17 protein-coding genes and 3 pseudogenes are annotated in these 20307 nt (G+C 48.2%); 9 read left to right on the forward strand and 11 right to left on the reverse strand.

Features of this window, described 5'->3' with window-relative positions; translation table 11 throughout:
• Positions 1–250: 250 nt before the first annotated feature.
• Positions 251–934: a VC0807 family protein gene (locus D908_RS01365; protein ID WP_005527478.1), complete on the forward strand. Its 684-nt coding sequence runs from the start codon at positions 251–253 to the stop codon at positions 932–934.
• Positions 935–1001: 67 nt separating this feature from the next.
• Here the strand turns inward: D908_RS01365 and D908_RS01360 are convergent, their stop codons facing one another.
• Positions 1002–2618, reverse strand: coding sequence for an NAD(P)/FAD-dependent oxidoreductase (locus D908_RS01360; RefSeq protein ID WP_005527480.1), 1617 nt, complete (start codon positions 2616–2618; stop codon positions 1002–1004).
• Between the two features lie 238 nt (positions 2619–2856).
• On the opposite strand from D908_RS01360, the gene fdxA reads away from it, so the two are divergent.
• Positions 2857–3180 (forward strand): ferredoxin FdxA, encoded by a 324-nt coding sequence (fdxA, locus tag D908_RS01355; RefSeq protein WP_005527482.1) that lies wholly within the window; start codon positions 2857–2859, stop codon positions 3178–3180.
• A gap of 177 nt (positions 3181–3357) precedes the next feature.
• On the opposite strand, the gene D908_RS01350 is transcribed toward fdxA, so the two are convergent.
• The 8 genes and pseudogenes from D908_RS01350 to citC form a co-directional block, all read right to left on the reverse strand.
• Positions 3358–4092, reverse strand: a complete 735-nt coding sequence (locus tag D908_RS01350) for an RNA methyltransferase (RefSeq protein ID WP_005527483.1) — start codon at positions 4090–4092, stop codon at positions 3358–3360.
• Positions 4093–4228: 136 nt separating this feature from the next.
• On the reverse strand, positions 4229–4627 hold the full coding sequence (locus D908_RS01345) for an ACT domain-containing protein (protein WP_005527485.1): 399 nt from the start codon (positions 4625–4627) through the stop codon (positions 4229–4231).
• A 273-nt stretch (positions 4628–4900) separates the two neighbouring features.
• Positions 4901–5841: pseudogene (citG, locus tag D908_RS0120040) on the reverse strand (triphosphoribosyl-dephospho-CoA synthase CitG).
• Positions 5819–6354: pseudogene (gene citX, locus D908_RS0120045) on the reverse strand (citrate lyase holo-[acyl-carrier protein] synthase). The pseudogenes citG and citX overlap by 23 nt, the downstream one beginning before the upstream one ends.
• Positions 6351–7880: a citrate lyase subunit alpha gene (citF, locus tag D908_RS01340; protein ID WP_005527488.1), complete on the reverse strand. Its 1530-nt coding sequence runs from the start codon at positions 7878–7880 to the stop codon at positions 6351–6353. The pseudogene citX and the gene citF overlap by 4 nt, the downstream one beginning before the upstream one ends.
• Before the next feature lie 10 nt (positions 7881–7890).
• The gene (gene citE, locus D908_RS01335) at positions 7891–8766 is read right to left on the reverse strand and encodes a citrate (pro-3S)-lyase subunit beta (protein WP_000164132.1); all 876 of its coding nucleotides are present in this window, start codon (positions 8764–8766) and stop codon (positions 7891–7893) included.
• A complete protein-coding gene (citD, locus tag D908_RS01330; RefSeq protein WP_000684020.1) occupies positions 8763–9059 on the reverse strand; it encodes a citrate lyase acyl carrier protein in 297 nt (98 codons plus the stop codon). Before citD ends, citE begins: the two co-directional genes overlap by 4 nt.
• A gap of 51 nt (positions 9060–9110) precedes the next feature.
• A complete protein-coding gene (gene citC / locus D908_RS01325) occupies positions 9111–10166 on the reverse strand; it encodes a [citrate (pro-3S)-lyase] ligase (RefSeq protein ID WP_005527491.1) in 1056 nt (351 codons plus the stop codon).
• A 277-nt stretch (positions 10167–10443) separates the two neighbouring features.
• Here citC and citS point away from each other — a divergent pair, with 277 nt between their 5' ends.
• The 6 genes and pseudogenes from citS (at position 10444) to D908_RS01295 (ending at position 17748) form a co-directional block, all read left to right on the forward strand.
• The gene (gene citS, locus D908_RS01320) at positions 10444–11790 is read left to right on the forward strand and encodes a citrate/sodium symporter CitS (RefSeq protein ID WP_005527494.1); all 1347 of its coding nucleotides are present in this window, start codon (positions 10444–10446) and stop codon (positions 11788–11790) included.
• Between the two features lie 20 nt (positions 11791–11810).
• Positions 11811–12147 (forward strand): annotated as a pseudogene (locus tag D908_RS01315) (OadG family protein).
• Between the two features lie 17 nt (positions 12148–12164).
• Complete coding sequence (gene oadA / locus D908_RS01310) at positions 12165–13964, forward strand: sodium-extruding oxaloacetate decarboxylase subunit alpha (protein WP_005527498.1); 1800 nt, start codon at positions 12165–12167, stop codon at positions 13962–13964.
• A gap of 15 nt (positions 13965–13979) precedes the next feature.
• A complete protein-coding gene (locus D908_RS01305; protein ID WP_000427744.1) occupies positions 13980–15281 on the forward strand; it encodes a sodium ion-translocating decarboxylase subunit beta in 1302 nt (433 codons plus the stop codon).
• A gap of 70 nt (positions 15282–15351) precedes the next feature.
• On the forward strand, positions 15352–17052 hold the full coding sequence (locus D908_RS01300) for an ATP-binding protein (protein WP_082321092.1): 1701 nt from the start codon (positions 15352–15354) through the stop codon (positions 17050–17052).
• 12 nt (positions 17053–17064) lie between these two features.
• Positions 17065–17748 (forward strand): response regulator, encoded by a 684-nt coding sequence (locus D908_RS01295; RefSeq protein WP_000970290.1) that lies wholly within the window; start codon positions 17065–17067, stop codon positions 17746–17748.
• Between the two features lie 23 nt (positions 17749–17771).
• Here D908_RS01295 and D908_RS01290 read toward each other — a convergent pair whose 3' ends face one another.
• Entirely contained in the window at positions 17772–18044 is a 273-nt protein-coding gene (locus tag D908_RS01290) for a hypothetical protein (protein ID WP_000960494.1), read from the reverse strand.
• A 292-nt stretch (positions 18045–18336) separates the two neighbouring features.
• Here D908_RS01290 and D908_RS01280 point away from each other — a divergent pair, with 292 nt between their 5' ends.
• Positions 18337–19923 carry an EAL domain-containing protein gene (locus tag D908_RS01280; RefSeq protein WP_005527505.1) on the forward strand — a complete coding sequence of 529 codons (1587 nt, stop codon included), beginning with the start codon at positions 18337–18339 and terminating at the stop codon, positions 19921–19923.
• On the opposite strand, the gene D908_RS01275 is transcribed toward D908_RS01280, so the two are convergent.
• Positions 19900–20220, reverse strand: coding sequence for a DOPA 4,5-dioxygenase family protein (locus D908_RS01275; RefSeq protein WP_005527507.1), 321 nt, complete (start codon positions 20218–20220; stop codon positions 19900–19902). The genes D908_RS01280 and D908_RS01275 overlap by 24 nt on opposite strands.
• Positions 20221–20307 lie beyond the last annotated feature (87 nt).

A 20307-nucleotide genomic window follows, 5' to 3' on the forward strand; every position in this document is an offset into this window, starting at 1 on the left:
TCTCACGGCCGTGATATAGGCGGCATTGTATTAAATAAGCAATTTTTTGCACTGAAATAACATTATTTTTGTTCAGTCATTAACAAAATAAAGGGAATGCTATTTGGTTATCAACCTGATGAAAATATTGGATTGCCTCCTTAATCCCCCAACACCTGCTTACAATTAACCCAGCCAGCCGCCATCAATGAGCTTGAGTCAAACCGCTTCATTCGTATACTGAGCGCTCAGTTAATAGGAAGTTGTTCGTATGAAATCCAACCAAAGCTTATTCAGTAATGTGCTGATCAACATTGTTATCCCTGTGGTGATTTTGAGCAAAATGAGTGGCGAAGATAACCTAGGCCCAACGTGGGCATTGGTGGCGGCTTTAGCCTTCCCACTGCTGTTTGGTGTTTACAGTTTTATTCAAGAGCGCAAAGTTAACTTTTACTCAGCGCTGGGCATGGTAAGCGTGTTGCTCACCGGTGGCATTGGCTTGCTGCAACTCGACCCTGCTTATATTGCGATTAAAGAAGCCGCGATTCCGGGGCTGATTTTCGTGATTTTGGTAGTGGGTAACTTGATTGGTTATCCGCTAGTGCGCAAAATGCTGCTCAATGAAGATATTGTCGATCACGACAAGCTGCACGGCGCGTTAAGCACGCCAGAGAAGAAGGCGGAATTTGAGCGTCGGGTGAATGTCAGCTCTTATCTGATTGCGTTTTCGTTTTTTGTTTCAGCCGTACTCAACTATGGTCTAGCGAAGTGGATTGTCAAAAGCCCTGCGGGCACTGAAGCCTTTAACGAAGAGATCGGTAAGATGACGGCGCTAAGTTTCCCGGTGATATCACTGCCGGTGACCATTTTGATGATGGGCGCGCTGTTCTATCTGTTTAGAAGCCTGTCTAGCATTACAGGTCATAAGATGGAAGATTTTCTGCGTAGCAAGTAATCGCTTTACATCAATCTACCAAGATCAAAAAAGGGCTCAACTGAGCCCTTTTGTTTTATTGCAAGTCTTATTCGCCTGCGAACTGCGCCACCATATCACGCGCGACCGCTTCCGCGACTTTGATGCCGTCAATCCCTGCCGACAAAATACCGCCCGCATAACCGGCACCTTCACCGGCTGGGTAGAAGCCTTTCAGGTTGATGCTTTGGAAATCTTTGCCGCGCTTGATGCACACCGGTGAAGAGGTACGCGTTTCTACGCCCGTTAGCAAACCATCTTCTGAGGCAAAGCCTTTGATTTGGCGATCAAACGCCGGAATCGCTTCACGAATCGCTTCAACCGCAAAGGCAGGCAGCGCTTTGGAAAGATCCGTCAGCTTGATACCCGGTGTGAAAGAAGGCTGCACGTCACCCAGTTCACTTGGGTTACGGCCTTTCAGGAAATCACCGATTTTCTGCGCTGGTGCATCGTAAGTTTCGCCGCCCAGTTTATAAGCATTAGCTTCCAGTTCACGTTGCAGACGAATGCCCGCCAGCGGATCGCCTGGGTAATCTTGCTCAGGCGAAATGCCGACTACAATGGCGCTGTTGGCATTACGCTCAGCACGCGAATATTGGCTCATGCCGTTGGTCACCACGCGGCCTTCTTCAGACGTTGCCGCCACTACCGTGCCACCCGGACACATACAGAAACTGTACACCGTGCGGCCATTTTTACAATGGTGTACCAGTTTGTAGTCTGCGGCTCCCAGAATTGGGTGGCCCGCACTTGGTCCAAAACGCGCTTCATCAATCATGGATTGCTTGTGCTCAATTCGGAAGCCGACCGAGAAAGGCTTGGCTTCCATGTACACGCCGCGATCGTGCAGCATCTCAAAGGTATCACGCGCGCTGTGACCCACCGCGAGCACGACATAACGAGATTTGATCTCTTCACCGTTCGATAGCGTCACGCCAGTGATTTGACCATCTTGACTATGGATGTCATCGACACGCGTGCTAAAGCGAATTTCGCCGCCCAGTTCGATGATTTTCGCGCGCATTTTTTCAATCATGGTCACCAGTTTAAAGGTACCGATGTGCGGCTTACTCACATACAAAATCTCTTCTGGCGCGCCCGCTTCAACAAACTCGGTGATCACTTTGCGGCCGTAGAAGTTGGGATCTTTCACTTGGCTGTACAGCTTACCATCAGAAAACGTACCTGCACCGCCTTCACCAAACTGCACGTTAGATTCGGTATTCAAAGTACGCTTACGCCAAAAGCCGAAAGTATCTTTGGTACGTTCACGCACTTCTTTACCGCGCTCAACAATGATCGGATTAAAGCCCATTTGTGCCAGCACTAAACCAGCAAACAGGCCACAAGGACCAAAACCAATCACCACTGGGCGCTCAGGTAGGTTTTCAGGTGCTTTGGCGACAAATTTGTAGGACATATCCGGAGTTGGGCGCACATGCTGATCTTTGCTGAACTTGGCGAGCAGCTTTTCTGGGTTCGCCACTTCAACATCAACGGTGTAAATCAGTTGGATATCGTTTTTTTTACGAGCATCGTAGCCACGTCTAAACAGATTGAAAGAGAGGACTTGCTGAGCAGGAATTTTCAGCTTGGCAGCAATGGCATCAAGCAGCGCGCCTTCCTCATGGTTGAGGGGCAGCTTAAGTTCAGTTAAACGTATCATGGGATGTCTCGTGGGTCATGGGTGTCTTAGCCTCACCACTGGCGTGGCGGCTCACAATGGCGCGCATTTTACGAGAATTCGCTTTCTCTGTCATATTAAAAGCTCAGATCAGGCTGGAAATGGCAACCATCGAAACGGCTTGGGTTGAATTTTAGCGGCGGCGCAGTATCATCGCCGTTCTTGATTTTTGCGTACACTTTGTGTGTGCGAAACGGCTAACTAGATAGAGCGAATTGTCATGGCTTTTGTCGTCACCGATAACTGTATCCAATGTAAATACACCGACTGTGTGGCGGTGTGCCCCGCGGACGCGTTCCATGAAGGGCCGAACTTTATGGTGATCAACCCTATCGAGTGCATCGACTGTGGGCTGTGTGTGCCGGAATGTACCGCGCAAGCCATTTTTCAGGAAGACGAATTGGTGGGTGACCAACGGATTTTTATCGAGCTCAATGCTGAACTGGCCGAGCATTGGCCAAATCTGACTGAAGTGAAACCAGCAATGGAAGATGCCTCGAAGTGGGATGGCGTGCCGAACAAACTGGATATGTTGGAAAAGTAAAAACCAGCCGCGATCTTGAGCGCGCAATTCCTTGAGACAAAAAGCCTTGAAATAAAAAGCTTTGAGATAAAAAGCCTTGAGATGAAAAAAGCGTCGGACAATCCGACGCTTTTTTGTTTTAGATATATACCTTTCCTACTTGGAATTGCCGCTTCAAGTAGGAAGGAGACAAGTCGATTAGCTGTGCTGACGGCGAATATTATCGAGAATGATCCCCGTTGCCATCGCAACATTGAGTGACTCTGCGCCACCAAAGGCCGGAATGGTGATTTTGTCTGTCACGTACTGCGCAGCTTGCTCACGGATACCGTGTGATTCACTGCCCATCAGCAAAATTCCTTCTGCTTTAAATGCGGTTTTGTGCACACTCACCCCTTCCAAAAATGCACCATACACAGGTAAATTCGCTTTGGCTAAATAGTCGGGTAAATCCACTTGGCTCACTTGAACACGACCAAAACTGCCCATCGTAGCGCTGATGGTTTTCGGGTTGTAGGGGTCGGCGCAATCTTGGCTGGCGATGATATGTTGAATGCCATACCAATCTGCAAGACGAATAATCGTGCCCAAATTACCGGGATCGGAAACGCCATCTAACCCAATCATCAGCCCTTGTGCTTTAGGTACTTCGATGCGTGGAATCTCAACCACTGCAATCGCAGCGTTGTTGCTGACCAAGGTACTGACTTTGGTTAAATCATCCAACGCGGCTTCAGTACTCTCGTAACCAGCCAAAACGTTGGCGTGCTCAGCGAGAAACTCAGCGGTAGCAAAAATATTTTGAACCTTGAGAGTACTACTAGCAAGTTCTAGGACGTTTTTCTCACCCTGAACCAGAAATAAGCCGTGCGCTTTGCGCTGTTTCTTCTGCCCTAAAGCGCGAATCAATTTGAGTTGGGTTTTCGAAATCATTGTGCTGTCCCAGATAAATGCCCGCGAATTATAGTGCAAAGCCCCCATGAGCTAAAGGGGCGTGTGAGGGAGCAAGCAATGACAACTCATGGAAATAGCCTTACAGGGAGTTGCGAGATGACTTTCGTATGAATGGTTAAGGCTGAGCAAACTCACTCAAGGCTTGCAATGCCTGCTGCGCTTTTTCTTTTTGCACGAAAATATGGTCGTGATAATAACCCGCAATCACATTGGCGCTAATACCATGCTCGGCAAGCTTAGCCGCAAAAGCCGCCGTCAGCCCTACCGCTTCCAAACTTGAATGCACGGTTAAGGTAATCAGGTTGAACAAAGCACTACTTTCTAATCCCGCTTGCTGCGCCTTCTCAGCGGCTAATACCAAAGTGAGCCCTTCAGGTTCACGAAAAGTGGCGAGGGGATCTAAATGCAGATAATCACTCAATACACCATTTACGGTACAAAACACATAATCGCCCGCCACCAACTTTGGTGACATGGATTGCAATAGCAGATCTAAGTTTTTGATTCCTGACATTCTTTATTCCTTTTTAATCGATACATTTCGTGCCGATACAATAAAAAGCGCTTCTCCATAAGTACATAGAATAATCTTAATTCGGAATAAGTTTAACTGATAATTTTCCTTTGATGCCTTACAGATAAAGAGTTCATACCAGCGTAATCTTCCACCCCAAAGCATTGATTAGCTCACGAAGACAGCTAGAAAACCGCCCAGCCTTTTAAGCTGAGCGGTAGATGAAAAATCGATATCCTGAGTGCTTGTGGTTGCAGGTAGGAAGGAAAATTATCAGTGGCGCACTTTAAATAGCTGCACTAATTCATGGATCAGCCAAGTTGCAGCCAATAAATCAGCGCTGCCGCCGGGGCTTAAGTGTTTTTCAATCAGAACATGATCAAGTGACGTGAGTGCTTGCTCAATTTCTTGATATAAGAAGCCACCTTTCGCCAACAGTTGTTGGGCTTGTCCTTGCACAAAACGTAGCCCTTCTAATCCACCGCGTGAAACAAGATTGCTGTCGTTGTTGTTGGCCATCAGTACCAACAAGGTATGCCACAAGGCTTGTTCGGTACTTGCTCCTTGCGCCAAACAAGTTTGATACGCTGGCAGCGCATGTTGCGTCACCATAGCAAGGCCAGATGCAGCCTCACCTCGTGCTCCCGTAAAACCGTATTGGCGATATATGCGTTCACCCGCAGTTTCAGGTTCGCAATCACGCTTCGCTTTTAGCTCATCGATAACCAAAAACTGGCACGCTTGGCGAATGGTTTCACCAATATGCAGCGCATCAATTTTTAGCTGATTGGCTTTTAGCCACCCCACCGAGCCGCAAATAAGCCCCAAGATGAAAATCATCCCTTTGTGGTATTCACCCCTTTCGTGGCATTGAACATCGCTTGCTCGGCTTCAATGCCAATCGGGCGTAGCGATGTCAGTAACTGAGCCGCCGGATTTCCCGCACTCTCCCAACCAGCACTCACAAAAGAGTGCAGATAAGGCACAATCGCCTCGGCACTGACAATAAAAGTGTTGAGATCCATATCACGGTGCGCGCCATTATTGACGGTATCCACCAGACCCGGTTTAGGGGTGAGATGAACCTCTAACATCATGGCATGGTAAGCCAGATGCCCCACTAAACGGGGCAAGCTGAAGGTCTTTGAACCTGAAGAGGAAGAAGCTTGGCTGGGCAGTTCAAGCAAGAGATCAAGCGCAGCAGGTATAGTCATGCGTCATCTCCTCAATTTTAGCCAATAAGGCTTCGACACTGTGCCGCCGTGAGCGAGCACAGATCACGGCATCTCGTTCACACAGCAGGCAGCGCCTTCTCGGCAACTGCGCACCTTGGCGCGAGATAATATGTCCATCGACATCAATCACATCCAGATCCATCAGTCGTCCCAGCGGGTGCTCGCGTTCAATCTTCATCATGCTTTTTTCAGCATGCTGGCCGACGGAGCCTGAATCACCAGAAACGCTTCCGGTCCGGTTTTTTCCACCAACAACTGACAAGCCACTTGCGGCCAACCCGTTTTCTGACACTGCTCTTGAATGGCACGAATACCTGCATCCATCACGGTTTGGCTGGCAGCGTTGAGCTTAAGCGAGCCCGGCATGTTAACCGTGAAAGAAACCAGAGGCAGTGAATGGCGTTTTAGCCACTCACCTTGTTGCCGAACCCGCACTTCTTTACGCAGAAGGAGCTGGTCCAGACTGACTGAAAGATCCGGATGGTGACTCATAGGCTTTTTACCTGCTTGATAACATCAATGATCGAACCGTCACGGTAGTGAACAAAGGCAACGGTCTTGTCTTCGAATTCCAGCGCTTGAGGTTTGCCAGTGAGCAACTCCGCACGCTGTTGCAACGCTTCAATATCAACCACTGGGAGTTGCGCCGCGATAAAGCGCTCCTTCAATTCAGGGCGGTTAGGGTTTACCGCGATACCTTGATCCGTCACCAGCACATCTATGGTCGCCCCCGGAGTGATGACGTTGGTGACTTTCTCGACCACTGTCGGAATACGGCCACGCACTAAAGGCGCAACAATCATCGACAAATTTGCCGCCGCAGCCGTGTCGCAGTGGCCGCCGGATGCGCCGCGAATTACGCCATCAGAGCCGGTGATCACATTGACATTAAACTGGGTATCAATTTCCAGAGCGCTGAGGATCACCACATCCAGCCGATCCACCGCCGCACCTTTCGAGCTTGGGTTGGCGTACTCATTGGCGGAAATTTCGAGATGATGCGGATTGCGCGCTAAAGAGCCCGCCGCCACCGAATCGAAACACTGCACATCGAGCAAGTAATCAATCAGCCCCTGTTCATGCATTTCCACCATAGTCGCAGTGATACCACCGAGAGCAAAGGAGGCGCGGATGTCTTGGCGCAGCATCTTCTCTTTCAAAAAGCGCGCAACCGCGAGCGATGCGCCGCCCGAACCCGTCTGCATTGAAAAACCATCATAGAAATAGCCTGAATGTTCGATGACTTCTGCGGCGCGTTTGGCAATCAACAGTTCGCGTGGATTGGTGGTCATTCGCGTGGCATCACCACCGATTTTACTTGGATCGCCCACTTCGGCCACTTGCACGACTGCATCGACGCGGTCTTGAGTAATGGAGGCTGGGAAATTCGGGAAACAGACGATCGCTTCAGTCAGCATCACCACTTTTTCAGCATGTTCGGCATCGACTTTGGCATAGCCGAGTGAGCCACAATTGGATTTGCCTTTAAAGCCATTAGCGTTGCCAAATTCATCACAGCAAGGTACGCCAATAAACGCCATGTCGATATACAGCTCACCACTTTGGATTAGATGTACACGACCACCGTGGGAGTGAATATGTACAGGCTCATCCAATAAGCCATGGGAAATGCTGTCGGCCAGCGCTCCGCGGATACCTGAGGTGTAAATCTTGCTCACCACGCCATTTTTGATGTGTTCAATCAAAGGCGAGTGACAAGAGGTGAGCGAGCTCGACGCCAGAGTAAGGTTTTTAATGCCCAATTCGGCAATCACGTCCATCACTAGATTGACGGTTTTATCGCCGCCACGAAATGCATGGTGGAAAGAGATGGTCATACCATCTTTTAAGCCAAGATCGACAATCGCTTCGCGGATCGAGCTTTTCACTTTGCGACTTTTTTTGGCTTGCTCATCGTACAAATGCGGCGTGATCGCGTGAGCTTGGGTATAAGGCGTCAACGCATAGCGTTCCACTTCCAGCACAGACAGAGGGTTATTTAATGTATTGATACTCATGAGATGACCTTTAGTGTTTGATGCCGGATTCAGCACGTTGCAGTGTCCAACGCGCGCGTTCGATGATGGGTCCATCGACCATTTTGCCGTTGAGAGAGACTACGCCCAGCCCTTTCGCTGCCGCTTCTTCGGCGGCTTCGATAACCGCGATGGCGTGATCGACCTCTTTTTGCGTTGGGGCAAACACGTTATGCAGCAGGTCAATCTGGCGAGGGTTAATCAGTGACTTGCCATCAAAACCGAGCTGCTTGATGTGCTCCGCTTCACGCAAAAAGCCTTCTTCGTTGTTGGCATCGGAATACACGGTATCAAACGCCATAATCCCGGCGGCACGCGCCGCTTGCAGAATGGAGCAGCGCGCAAACAGCAGTTCAATGCCTTCCGCAGAACGTTGAGTACGCAGATCGCGCACATAGTCTTCCGCACCAAGAGCAATCCCAATCAGACGGCGTGAGCTAAAGGCAATCTCAACCGCATTGTTGATCCCTTGTGCGGTTTCAATCGCGGCCAACATGCGAGTACTTCCGACTTCGCGCCCGCATTCACGCTCGATCTGCTCAATGACTTTTTCCATCTCAATCACATCGTTCGCGTTATCGGTTTTCGGCAAACGCACCACTTTGGCTCCACCGCGCACCACGGCATTGAGATCTTTGATACCAAATTCAGAATCGAGAGGATTCACCCGCACCACTGTTTCAATCTCTTGATACATAGGGTGTTGCAGCGCATGAAACACCAACATCCGCGCGGTGTCTTTTTCACGTAGCGCGACCGAATCTTCCAGATCGAACATGATGGAATCAGGTTGATAGATAAAGGTATTACTGAGCATGGCGGCATTCGCGCCCGGCACAAATAACATACTGCGACGAAGTTTGGTCATGATAGTTGGCTCCACTCAATTTGCTGAACATCACAAGCACGCATCACCGCCGCTTGAACGCGCGCGCGGATCACACAATCCAGCGCGCCTTTGTCTTCGATGGTGATGAGGGCATCGTGAACTTCCATCGCTTCGAGGGTGTGCAGCACGACCTGACGAATCGCATGACCAAATTGCTGCTCCACGGTACTGTCTAACACCAGTTCAATACCGCCATAGTTATTGGGTTCAATCCGAACCTGAAGATCACTGGATTCCAGTGTTCCCGCAAAGGCGGGATGGGCAATTTTCATGGGTACAACCTTGTTAATGAGTTATTGGATAAAACAGTGTCAGCACCGTGCTCATACGGCTAACCGTTGCGGGGGAGCCTGTAGCGCAAGTTCCACATAGTGCTGACAAAGGTAGGAATAGGTCGTTTTAGGCACTAAATCCGCAATCGCGGAAACACCAAAATGCTTGAGCAAATGACGTACACGAGAGGCTGAAATCGGCTGTGAGGCTTGCTGGCTACGTTCAATTTCCACCACGGTGATCGGAGAACTCTGTTCGCCCTCTTCTTCCAGCCAGCGACGCATCGCTTGGTTGTAGTGACGAGTCACCGTACAGATAGGTTCACTGCCTACAAAGCGGTGCGTGATACCGAGTGCTGGCGCAATCGAATGGCGGAATATACTTAAATCCAGCGCGGTATGGGATTGATTCACGACTTGCTGATCTTTAATAAAATAGCTGGGGAAAGTCGCGCGTGAAATAATATAATCCGAACCAGAGTGAATGGTTAAATTCAATAAGTGCTTACTACCGGCCTTAATCATTGCCATACGATCTGAATAAGAAAAATCTTTATTTTCCGCTTTTACGACAAATAAATGCACCCAGTCACATTGTTCACAGGCTTGTTCAATTAAATATTGATGTCCTAATGTAAACGGATTGGCATTCATGACAATACTGCCAATTTTCTGGCCGGAGATTTTTAACAATTGTAATTGTCGACAATAAACCGATAGACGATTCGGACTATTTTCTAATAATGCAATATGAGGTTCAACTTTATCGACCAAGAAAAAACCGCACTGTCGGAATAAATCAATATTCTCAGGCTTTGTAAAAAGAAATAATGAAAAGCGCCCCATTTCATAAGCAAAATTGGTTAACTCGGTCATCAGCTTGAGCGCAAAACCTGTGCCTTGTAGCGCAGGAGAAACCGCTATTGATTTCAAAACATGTCCCGCAATCCCGCCACAGGCGATGATTTGGCTTGTGCCATACGCCACCACAAAATGCTCAACATCCTCATCAACCGTGAGCTGGTGCTGACAGAGGAACTCTTTGATCTGCAATAGCTTGGTTCTATTCTTGGTTGAAACTCGAGAGAAGGTATAAATATCCACCATGGTCGGCTTCCTCACCTATTTTTTTATGGCTTTATTATCTAAATTCAGCCGAAAAGGTTTAATGAGGACAATCACTTTATTCCCCGCCGTTAACGCTCTTTATGGTTTTAATGAATTTAATTCTTATCTCATTGATTTACTGGTTTATTTTAAATTTAAATCATAAAAACCATTGAGATTTTAAAAGCCACTGGTTTGGATGACTATTTTCACAATTATCGATGAAGGTTTTATTTAATGTAGTAAAGGTCTTAATAACCTCATTGGACATGGAATTATGAACGAGAAAACCCTACATTTAGATAAAAAGTCCGCACCTGTAGGTGGATTTAATCTAAGCCAAACAAAAGTATTTGGCACCCCACTCCCTTTATTCTTATTTTTACTGGTAACCGTATTAGCCGCCCATTTTACCGACACTTTACCTAGCGGTTTAGTGGGTGGTTTTGCATTTATGTTTGTCGTTGGCGCGATATTTGGCGAAGTCGGTAAACGTCTGCCCATTTTTAATAAGTACATCGGTGGTGCACCAGTCATGATTTTCTTGGTCGCCGCTTGGTTCGTGCACATGGGCTGGCTCAGTGAACGTGAAATCAAAACCGTGACCGAAGTGATGGATAAGAGCAAATTCTTAGATCTGTTCATCGCGGTATTGATTACAGGCTCGATCTTAGCGGTCAACCGTAAACTGCTGATCCGTTCTCTGGCGGGTTACATTCCTACTATCCTGGCCGCGGTTGCAGGTGCGGCGATATTTGGTATCGCTATCGGCCTCGTGTTTGGTATCTCTCCTGATCGCATCATGATGCTGTATGTACTGCCTATCATGGGCGGTGGTAATGGCGCGGGCGCAATTCCACTTTCCGAAATTTATGAATCGGTGACGGGTGGCTCAAAAGAGCAGTACTACTCCATTGCGATTGCCATTCTGACCATCGCCAACATTGTTGCGATTGTGGCTGCAGCGGTGATCAATATCATTGGTGAAAAAGTGCCTTCACTGACCGGTAATGGTGAGTTGGTACGCCGCACCCAGTTAGATGTGAGCGAAGAAGCGAAAAACCTGACGGTGACTCACCGTGAAATTGCCATCGGTTTAATGCTGGCCGCTTGCGTGTACACCTTCTCTTATGCGCTATCGAAAGAGATTTTGCCCGGTTTTGGCACCATTCAAATCCACACCTTTGCGTACATGGTGGTGATCATCGCCATCCTTAACGCCGCTGGCTTGTGTAGTGATGAAATCAAGGAAGGGGCTAAACGTCTGTCTAACTTCTTCTCGAAACAGATGCTGTGGTTACTGATGGTGGGTGTGGGTATCGCCTATACCGACCTAGCAGAAATCATCAACGCGCTGACTTTTGCTAACGTGATCATTGCTAGCGTTATTGTTCTTGGTGCCATTCTTGGTGCTGCTATCGGTGGCTGGGCAATGGGCTTCTACCCTGTTGAAGCTTCTATCACTGCGGGCCTGTGTATGGCTAACCGTGGTGGCTCTGGTGATTTGGAAGTTCTCGCAGCCTCTAACCGTATGAGCTTGCTCTCTTACGCACAAATCTCTTCACGTCTGGGTGGCGGCATTGTACTAGTCATCGCCAGCGTAGTGTTCGGAATGTTTGTTTAACCCTTGCTCCTTGGGATTATTTGGCGCGCTTAGCGCGCCTCTTTTTTCTCTCCGTTTTCAACCCTGTTTTTATCACTGGAAGTGACCATGCAATCAACTTCACTTTTCCTCGAAGGGATTAATTTGATGACTCTGGGGATGGGCTTCGTGTTCATCTTTCTGATTTTCTTAGTGTTTACCACCCGCGCGATGTCGCAACTGATTGTGCGTTTTGCACCACCCGAAATGCCGGCCAAAACCACCAGTAAAAAAGCACCTGCCAATAAGGCTAAAACCAATCAAAACCAAGGTGAATTGCTGGCCGTGTTAACCGCCGCGGTCCATCACCATAAAACACAACAAAAAGCATCCATTTAATAAAGGAGAAATAAGAGATGACTCAGGCGATCAAACGCGTTGGTGTAACGGATGTCGTATTACGCGATGCTCACCAATCTCTTTTTGCTACCCGTTTACGTGTCGACGACATGTTGCCGATCGCGGAGCAATTAGATCAAATCGGTTATTGGTCTTTAGAATGCTGGGGAGGCGCGACCTTTGACAGCTGTATCCGCTTTTTAGGCGAAGATCCATGGCAACGCCTACGTTTGCTCAAGCAAGCGGTGCCCAATACGCCACTGCAAATGCTGCTGCGTGGACAAAACCTGCTCGGCTACCGCCACTATGCCGATGATGTGGTCGACACCTTTGTTGAGCGTGCCGTGAAAAATGGCATGGATGTGTTTCGTGTGTTTGATGCGATGAACGATGTACGCAACATGCAACAAGCTATTCAAGCCGTGAAAAAAATGGGCGCGCATGCACAAGGCACGCTCTGCTACACCACCAGCCCAGTACACAATTTACAAACTTGGGTCGATGTGGCGCAGCAACTGGCTGAGCTGGGTGTGGACTCAATTGCCCTCAAAGATATGGCAGGTATTTTGACTCCTTATGCCGCCGAAGAGTTGGTTTCGACCCTGAAAAAGCAAGTGGATGTAGAACTGCATCTGCACTGCCATTCAACGGCTGGCCTTGCGGATATGACCTTACTCAAAGCAATTGAAGCAGGGGTAGATCGGGTTGATACCGCCATTTCCAGCATGAGTGGGACTTATGGTCATCCGGCTACCGAATCTTTGGTTGCAACTCTGCAAGGCACGGGTTACGACACAGGATTAGATATTGCCAAGCTCGAAAATATCGCGGCTTACTTCCGCGATGTGCGCAAAAAATACCACACCTTTGAAGGCATGATGAAAGGCAGTGATGCTCGTATTTTGGTGGCTCAGGTTCCCGGCGGCATGCTGACCAACATGGAAAGCCAACTGAAGCAACAAAACGCGCTAGATAAACTCGATTTAGTGCTCGAAGAGATCCCACGAGTACGTGAAGAACTGGGCTTTTTGCCACTGGTCACCCCTACTTCGCAAATCGTCGGTACACAAGCAGTGATCAACGTCGTCATGGGTGAACGTTACAAAACCATCACCAAAGAAACCAGCGGTGTGCTGAAAGGAGAATATGGTAAAACACCTGCGCCCGTTAACGCAGAACTGCAAGCACGCGTATTAGCTAGTGATACCCCAATTACTTGCAGACCGGCTGACTTGCTCGCAGCGGAAATGCCTACCCTGCAAGATCGCGTATTGCAGCAAGCGAAAGAACAACACATCACGCTCGCCGAAAACGCTATTGATGATGTACTGACCATAGCACTGTTCGATCAAGTGGGTTGGAAATTCTTAGCCAACCGCGATAACCCTGAAGCGTTTGAGCCAGCGCCACAAGCGGCAAGTATGGCCAACACTCCTAAAGCACCCGCAGAAAAAAGCAAAGTACAACCAGAGGAAAGTAACGGTGTGTACACCATTACGGTGAACAATCAAAGCTATGTGGTGAAGGTGGATGAAGGCGGCGACCTGACGCATGTTGCTCCCGCACCATCAGCCAATAACGCACCAACACCCAATACAGCAGAAGGTGAAAACCTCGCTGCACCTCTCTCTGGCAACATCTGGAAAATTCATGCTGCCGCGGGCGATGAAGTGGCTGAAGGCGATGTACTGCTGATCCTTGAAGCGATGAAGATGGAAACCGAAATCCGCGCGCCACGTGCCGGGGTGATCAGTGCGATTGAAGTCAATGAAGGCGATGCCGTGCAAGTCGGCGATGCCTTGTTGGTACTGGCGTAATCAGAGGCGGAAATAATGGAAAATATTTTAGCCATGGTGCGTGATTTTGGCTTGTTCCACTTACAGTGGGGGCAGGCCATCATGATCCTTGTCGGGTTAGTGCTGCTCTATCTCGCCATCGTCAAACGCTTTGAGCCTTTGCTGCTGGTGCCGATTGGTTTTGGTGGCATTTTATCCAACCTGCCTGATGCTGGCCTTGCTATGTCGGCGGTAGAGAATGCCTTGTATGCGGCCAAACCTGAAGTGATGGCAGCCTTTTCGGATGTATTGCAACTCAGCTCTTACATGCCAGAGGACATCAAACAGGCATTGAGCCGTGCAACACCGCTGCAGATGACCACCTTGCATTTGCTTGCCGAGCAATACCAGTACAGTGATGGCATGCTCTATCTGTTTTACAGCATTGCGATTGCCTCTGGTGCAGGCCCGTTAATCATCTTTATGGGTGTAGGCGCGATGACCGATTTTGGTCCTCTACTCGCCAACCCCAAAACGCTACTGCTCGGTGCAGCGGCTCAGTTTGGTATTTTCACCACCGTACTGGGCGCATTGGCATTAAGCAGTTTAGGGGTGATGGATTTTAGCGTGGCGCAAGCGGCAGCAATTGGCATCATAGGTGGCGCTGATGGCCCAACCGCCATTTACGTATCGAGCATGCTCGCGCCGGAATTGTTGGGTGCCATTGCCGTTGCGGCTTACTCCTACATGGCGTTAGTCCCTATGATTCAACCGCCGATCATGCGCGCGTTGACCACGCAAGAAGAACGCAAAATTCAGATGCAGCAACTGCGTCAGGTGCACAAGCTGGAAAAAATCGGCTTCCCGCTCCTACTGCTGATTTTGATCGCACTTCTGCTGCCTTCGGCAACACCGCTGCTAGGCATGTTCTGCTTTGGTAACTTGATGCGTGAATGTGGCGTGGTGGAGCGTTTATCCGACACTGCACAAAACGCACTAATCAACATAGTGACCATTTTCCTTGGCTTGTCAGTGGGTTCCAAACTGATGGCGGATAAATTCCTGCAACCCCAAACCATCGGTATTTTGGTGCTAGGCATTGTCGCTTTCTGTGTTGGTACGGCGGCAGGGGTGTTAATGGCGAAGCTGATGAACCGCTTCTCCACCACCAAGCTCAATCCTCTGATTGGTTCAGCAGGTGTTTCCGCCGTTCCCATGGCCGCACGGGTATCGAACAAGGTCGGGTTAGAAGCCAACGCACAGAACTTTTTGTTGATGCATGCCATGGGGCCTAACGTCGCAGGAGTGATCGGCTCTGCGGTCGCCGCTGGGGTAATGATCAAATATGTGATGGGCTAAACATAAATGGTTGGGGTTTCTTAGACCCCAATCAATAAGCCCCGTTAATAGCAAGGATAGACTCGCCGGCATGAAAATATCACTAGCGCAATTTTTACATACCAAGGTCTGCCAGACTCTTTCATTTCAGCAAAGGGTCGGAGCACTTCTGGTCGCTATGGTAGTGATCCAGCTTTCTCTGGTCGCCGGCTTTTTTCATCAAACATTAAGTGAAACGTTAGAAGATCAGATCAGCACCAAGGCATTAATTCAAGCCCGCGAGATTGCGACCGATCCCAACATCATCAAGCTGATCCAAGAAAATAGCCTCAACGAAGTACAGACCAAGATCGACCGGCTACAACGCATTTCAGATGCAGATTTTATCGTGGTCGGCGATTCTAAAGGCATTCGTATCGCCCATCCAGATGTGCAGAAAGTCGGGCTACCAATGCGAGGAGGCGATAACATCCTCGCCTTAAAAGAAGGCAAACACTACACCTCAACACAAAAAGGCAGCTTAGGTTGGGCTATTCGTGGTAAAGCCGCTATTATCTCTCCTTCTGGTGACATTCTCGGTGTCGTATCAGTGGGTTATCTGCTCGACAACATCAGTAGTTGGCTGATGTTTTACTCTTATCCAGTCATTCTAACTCTGTTGATTTTAATGCTGCTCTCAGCTTTAGGAGCATGGCTATTTACCCGCCATATCAAGCAGCAAATGTTCAACATGGAGCCGGAAGAGATCGCGATGAATCTCAACCTGCAACAATCCATTTTACAAAGTGTTTATGAAGGCATAGTCGCGATTAGCCTGAAAGGAGAGATCCTTTCCGTGAACGCTAAAGCACTGAATATTTTAGGCATTGCCCACCAGCCAAATCATTTGATTGGCCGCAATGTGCAAGAGTTTATTACTCCCACGAGCTTTTTCATGGGCGCAAGTCCATTTGGCCAACTGGCAAAGACCGATAATGTCAGCCAACAAGATGAACTGATCAGCTGTAATGGCGAGACCTTGGTAGCGAACCGAGTACCGATCAACTCTGGGCAACAGCAAATTGGTTGGGTGGTGAGTTTTCGTCGCCGTAACGACTTCAATACGCTAACGTCGCAGCTCACCCAGATCCGCCAGCATAACGATAACCTGCGTGTGATGAGCCACGAGTTTGCCAACCGCCTTTCAACCATTGGCGGCTTAATTCAAATTGGTGCTTACGATGAAGCCGTCAAAACCATTCGCCGTGAAACCGCAGAGCAGCAACAACTGATCGATTTCATCGCTCAGACTTTTCACCCCAAGGTAATCGCAGGTTTGCTTCTTGGTAAGTACAGCCGAGCCAAAGAACTGGGGCTTTGTTTAGAGTTCGACCCTATGTCGCATTTGCATCAAGAGCCGGAGTGCATGACCTCCGATGAACTGGCAGCGGTGCTCGGAAATCTGCTTGATAACGCCTTTGAAGCGACACTGAAAAATCCAGACAGCAACAAAACCATTTCGCTGCTGCTCACCGATAACGGTGAGGAGTTGGTGATCGAAGTGGCGGATAACGGCAATGGCATCTCAGCCGACATTGCCCAGACTTTGTTCCTCAAGGGAGTGAGTAGCAAAAACAAACCGGGACACGGTATCGGACTTTACCTTGTCCATCAATTTGTCACTCAGGCTCATGGAGCGATTCTTATCGACAGTGCCGAGCCTAAAGGGACTATTTTTTCTATTTTTATTCCCAATCGACCCAACTCACTTGATGCGGCAGAGAGTGCCCCACTTCAAGTCGGAAGGGCGTAATAAGAGCTGATTATGATGGAATTAATCGACGTACTGATCGTAGAGGATGAAACGAGCATTGCTGATGTGCACAGCTTTTATCTCAAACAGACCGCACGCTTTAGGCCAGTAGGCGTTGCACAAAGCATTAGCGAAGCACGTAACATGGTGCGAATACTGAAGCCAAAGCTGATTTTTTTGGATAACTATCTGCCTGATGGTCGCGGTATCGAGTTTTTGAAGGAGTTGACTCACCAACCTCAAGCGCCGGATGTTATTTTTATCACCGCAGCGTCGGATATGGAGACGGTGCGTGAAGCGGTGCGCTGTGGTGTGTTTGATTACTTGTTAAAGCCGATTGCCTACGATCGGGTACAAAACTCACTCGAGCGTTACCTAAAGTACATCAGCTCACTGCGTGCTAATGACAGCGTGAATCAGCGACACGTCGATGAACTGTTTAATTTTCAGGCTAAAACCGAGCAGTTGGATGGCTTGCCGAAGGGCATTGATGAGCTCACGTTGATCAAAATCCAGGAAATTTATCATCATGAGCCAAAAGCGGCTTATACCGCAGAATTGTTGGGGCAAGCGATCGGGATCAGTAAAACTACGGCCAGACGTTACCTTGAGTATTGTGTCTCCAGCGGTTTTTTGGAGGCCTGCATTCAACATGGCCGGGTAGGTCGACCTGAGCGCCTTTACCAAAAGCGCTAACCTACCCGCACACCATTAACCACTTATAATGTGTAATGAAAGGGGATCACTTCGGTTTTATCCCCTATTTCCAACATCCCTTCTAGGTTATTGCTGTGACACTGGCACAGAGGGATTACAAACACCCCTTCTTCATCTTTATCACGTTTTACCAGCACCGCCTGAGAAGACGGCGTTAAGCAGTTAATCTCGGCACAAAATGCCTGACTTTGGCGGCTAAAGTGTTGCCAATAAGCCAACCAATTTTTCCGCGCTTCAGCGGAAGCCAAATCTTTAGAGACCTTTTTTACTAACATCGCATCACCACTGTGGCTATTAAGTCGCTCTATTAAAATGGATTTCGACCCGCCTAAGCATGAAGCGATTCAAAGTTCGCCGTAGCGATAAAAACCTTATTGGTTTTTATGTGGTTATCTCTTTTTCATTCATCGTTATCTCAACTTGAGCAATTTTTACCGAAAATGAGTCGGTTAATTTTATGTCAAAATAAAACTCCATAAATTGAACAAAAACCAGACATAAGTAACAATGAACCAGAAATTTACTGCCAAGGAATAGCGCAAACCTAACAAATAAGCGAGTCCTAATATGCAGGATTTTTTCCATGAAACCTTCATCCGCCGTAGTACTCATGCCTTTGGGGCTTTTCTATTTCCCTTAGTCATTGGCTTACCCCTGATAACTTGGCAAACCAGCCATGACTTACAAAATGATATTCGTGACAATTTAAAAGCAGGCAATGCTCTGCTGGATTCTCTCGTGCAACACGCCGAAATTGCTAACGAGCGAGCGGCTCCTTACTTACGCATGTCATGTGACAACGCCCAGCCCTATTTGGCCGATTTAGTCGCCATTACCCCAGATGTACGCAGTATTCATCTCAGTGAAAATAATAAAATTTACTGTGATTCATTAGGTGGGAAAGGAATACGTCCGATTAATGAGTTTTTTAGTGCTGATGAAGAGTTGCTGTTGCTGCAAGGGAACAAATTGTCTCCCAACCATTCGGCGTTAATCTTTCTTCGAGATTATGATGAAGGCACGGTCTTTTCAGGGGTAAGCAGTTACTACCTGCGTAACATTCTGTCGCTCATTAAAAGTTATGGAAACACTAGCCTACACATTGGTGAACGCTGGTTTAATGAAAGAGGGATCGTCACACATTGTTCAAAGCCAACCACCATTGAGCAAAATTCGCTGAAATACCCTTATTCATTAAGTACTTCCCTCACAATGGAGGACTATTGGGATTATTTTATTGATGCGAAACACACCAGCTTATTGCTGTTACTCGTAATGTCCTTCGGGGTAGGTAGTTATGCTTTTTGGCGACAAGGGCAGATCAATGCTCTTGACCCAGAAATTCGCCGTGCGATACGTGCTCAAGAATTTGAGCCGTATATCCAACCCATCATGGACATTCATGGCCGCATGGCGAGTGCTGAAGTATTGATGCGCTGGCAGCATCCTTCCGCAGGGTTAATCCGTCCCGATCTTTTTATTCCCCTAGCAGAAGAGTCTGGGCTGATTGTCCCGATGACATCACAAGTGATGGCGAAGGTGCGTGACCAACTGGCTCCATACCAATCGAAAATACCGTCTGATTTTCATATCAGTTTCAATATTTCCGCCAAGCACTGTGTGAATTCGGATCTTGTTAAAGATTGCCAGCACTTTTTAAGTGCTTTCAACAACCCGTCCCTTCTCTCACTAGAGTTGACGGAGCGAGAATTGATTGAAGATACCGAAGAAGCTCGCAAACTCTTTGCCAAGCTGAATCAGATTGGCGTGCGACTGGCTATCGACGATTTTGGAACCGGCCATTCGAGCCTGAACTATTTGCAGACCTTTCAATTTGATGTGCTCAAAATAGATCAGAGTTTCGTGCGCATGATAGGTTCAAATGCGGTTGCCAGCCATATCGTGGATACCTTATTGAACTTGGCACAGCGCTTAAACATGCAAACGGTGGCCGAGGGCATCGAAACCGCAGAGCAAGTCACTTACTTTGCTGCACGAGGAGTGGACTATATGCAGGGCTATTTCTACGCCAGTCCAATGCCAATGGATGATTTCTTGACTCATTTAGTAATAGGCACTTGGGAGAGTTCAAATGCGCCCACTCAACTCACCCAAGCTCTATCACTGAATTTAGCGGAAAATGGTGCGATTTAAGCCCAGCGGTTCGCCAAGCCAGAGGATTTGGTCGTCTTGATGATCATAAGCATCATCCCCTGAAACCGGGTGAATCAACACGCTGAGTGAACCACGATGTGCATCAAGCCACTCCACTAGGCCGTGTTGGTTATTGCGAAAATGCAGCTCAAACATCGGCTTTAAGTGTGGCCCAACCAAACGTGGCACAAGCCCAAACATCGCCAAAACATCTCTTCTCTCGTGCGCGATTTGTTGGCGGAAACGTTCGGCAATCACCGTTTGTTCGGGGTCAAAATAAACATGAGCATGGTACATAACAACTCCTTGGCTGACGCAGCATTCAAGCAACTTATTGAAATCGGTTAGCCATAATTCATAGAATCACAGCCACTTTTATTGTTG

This window comes from Vibrio mimicus CAIM 602, from assembly GCF_000338875.1.
GTDB lineage: Bacteria > Pseudomonadota > Gammaproteobacteria > Enterobacterales > Vibrionaceae > Vibrio > Vibrio mimicus.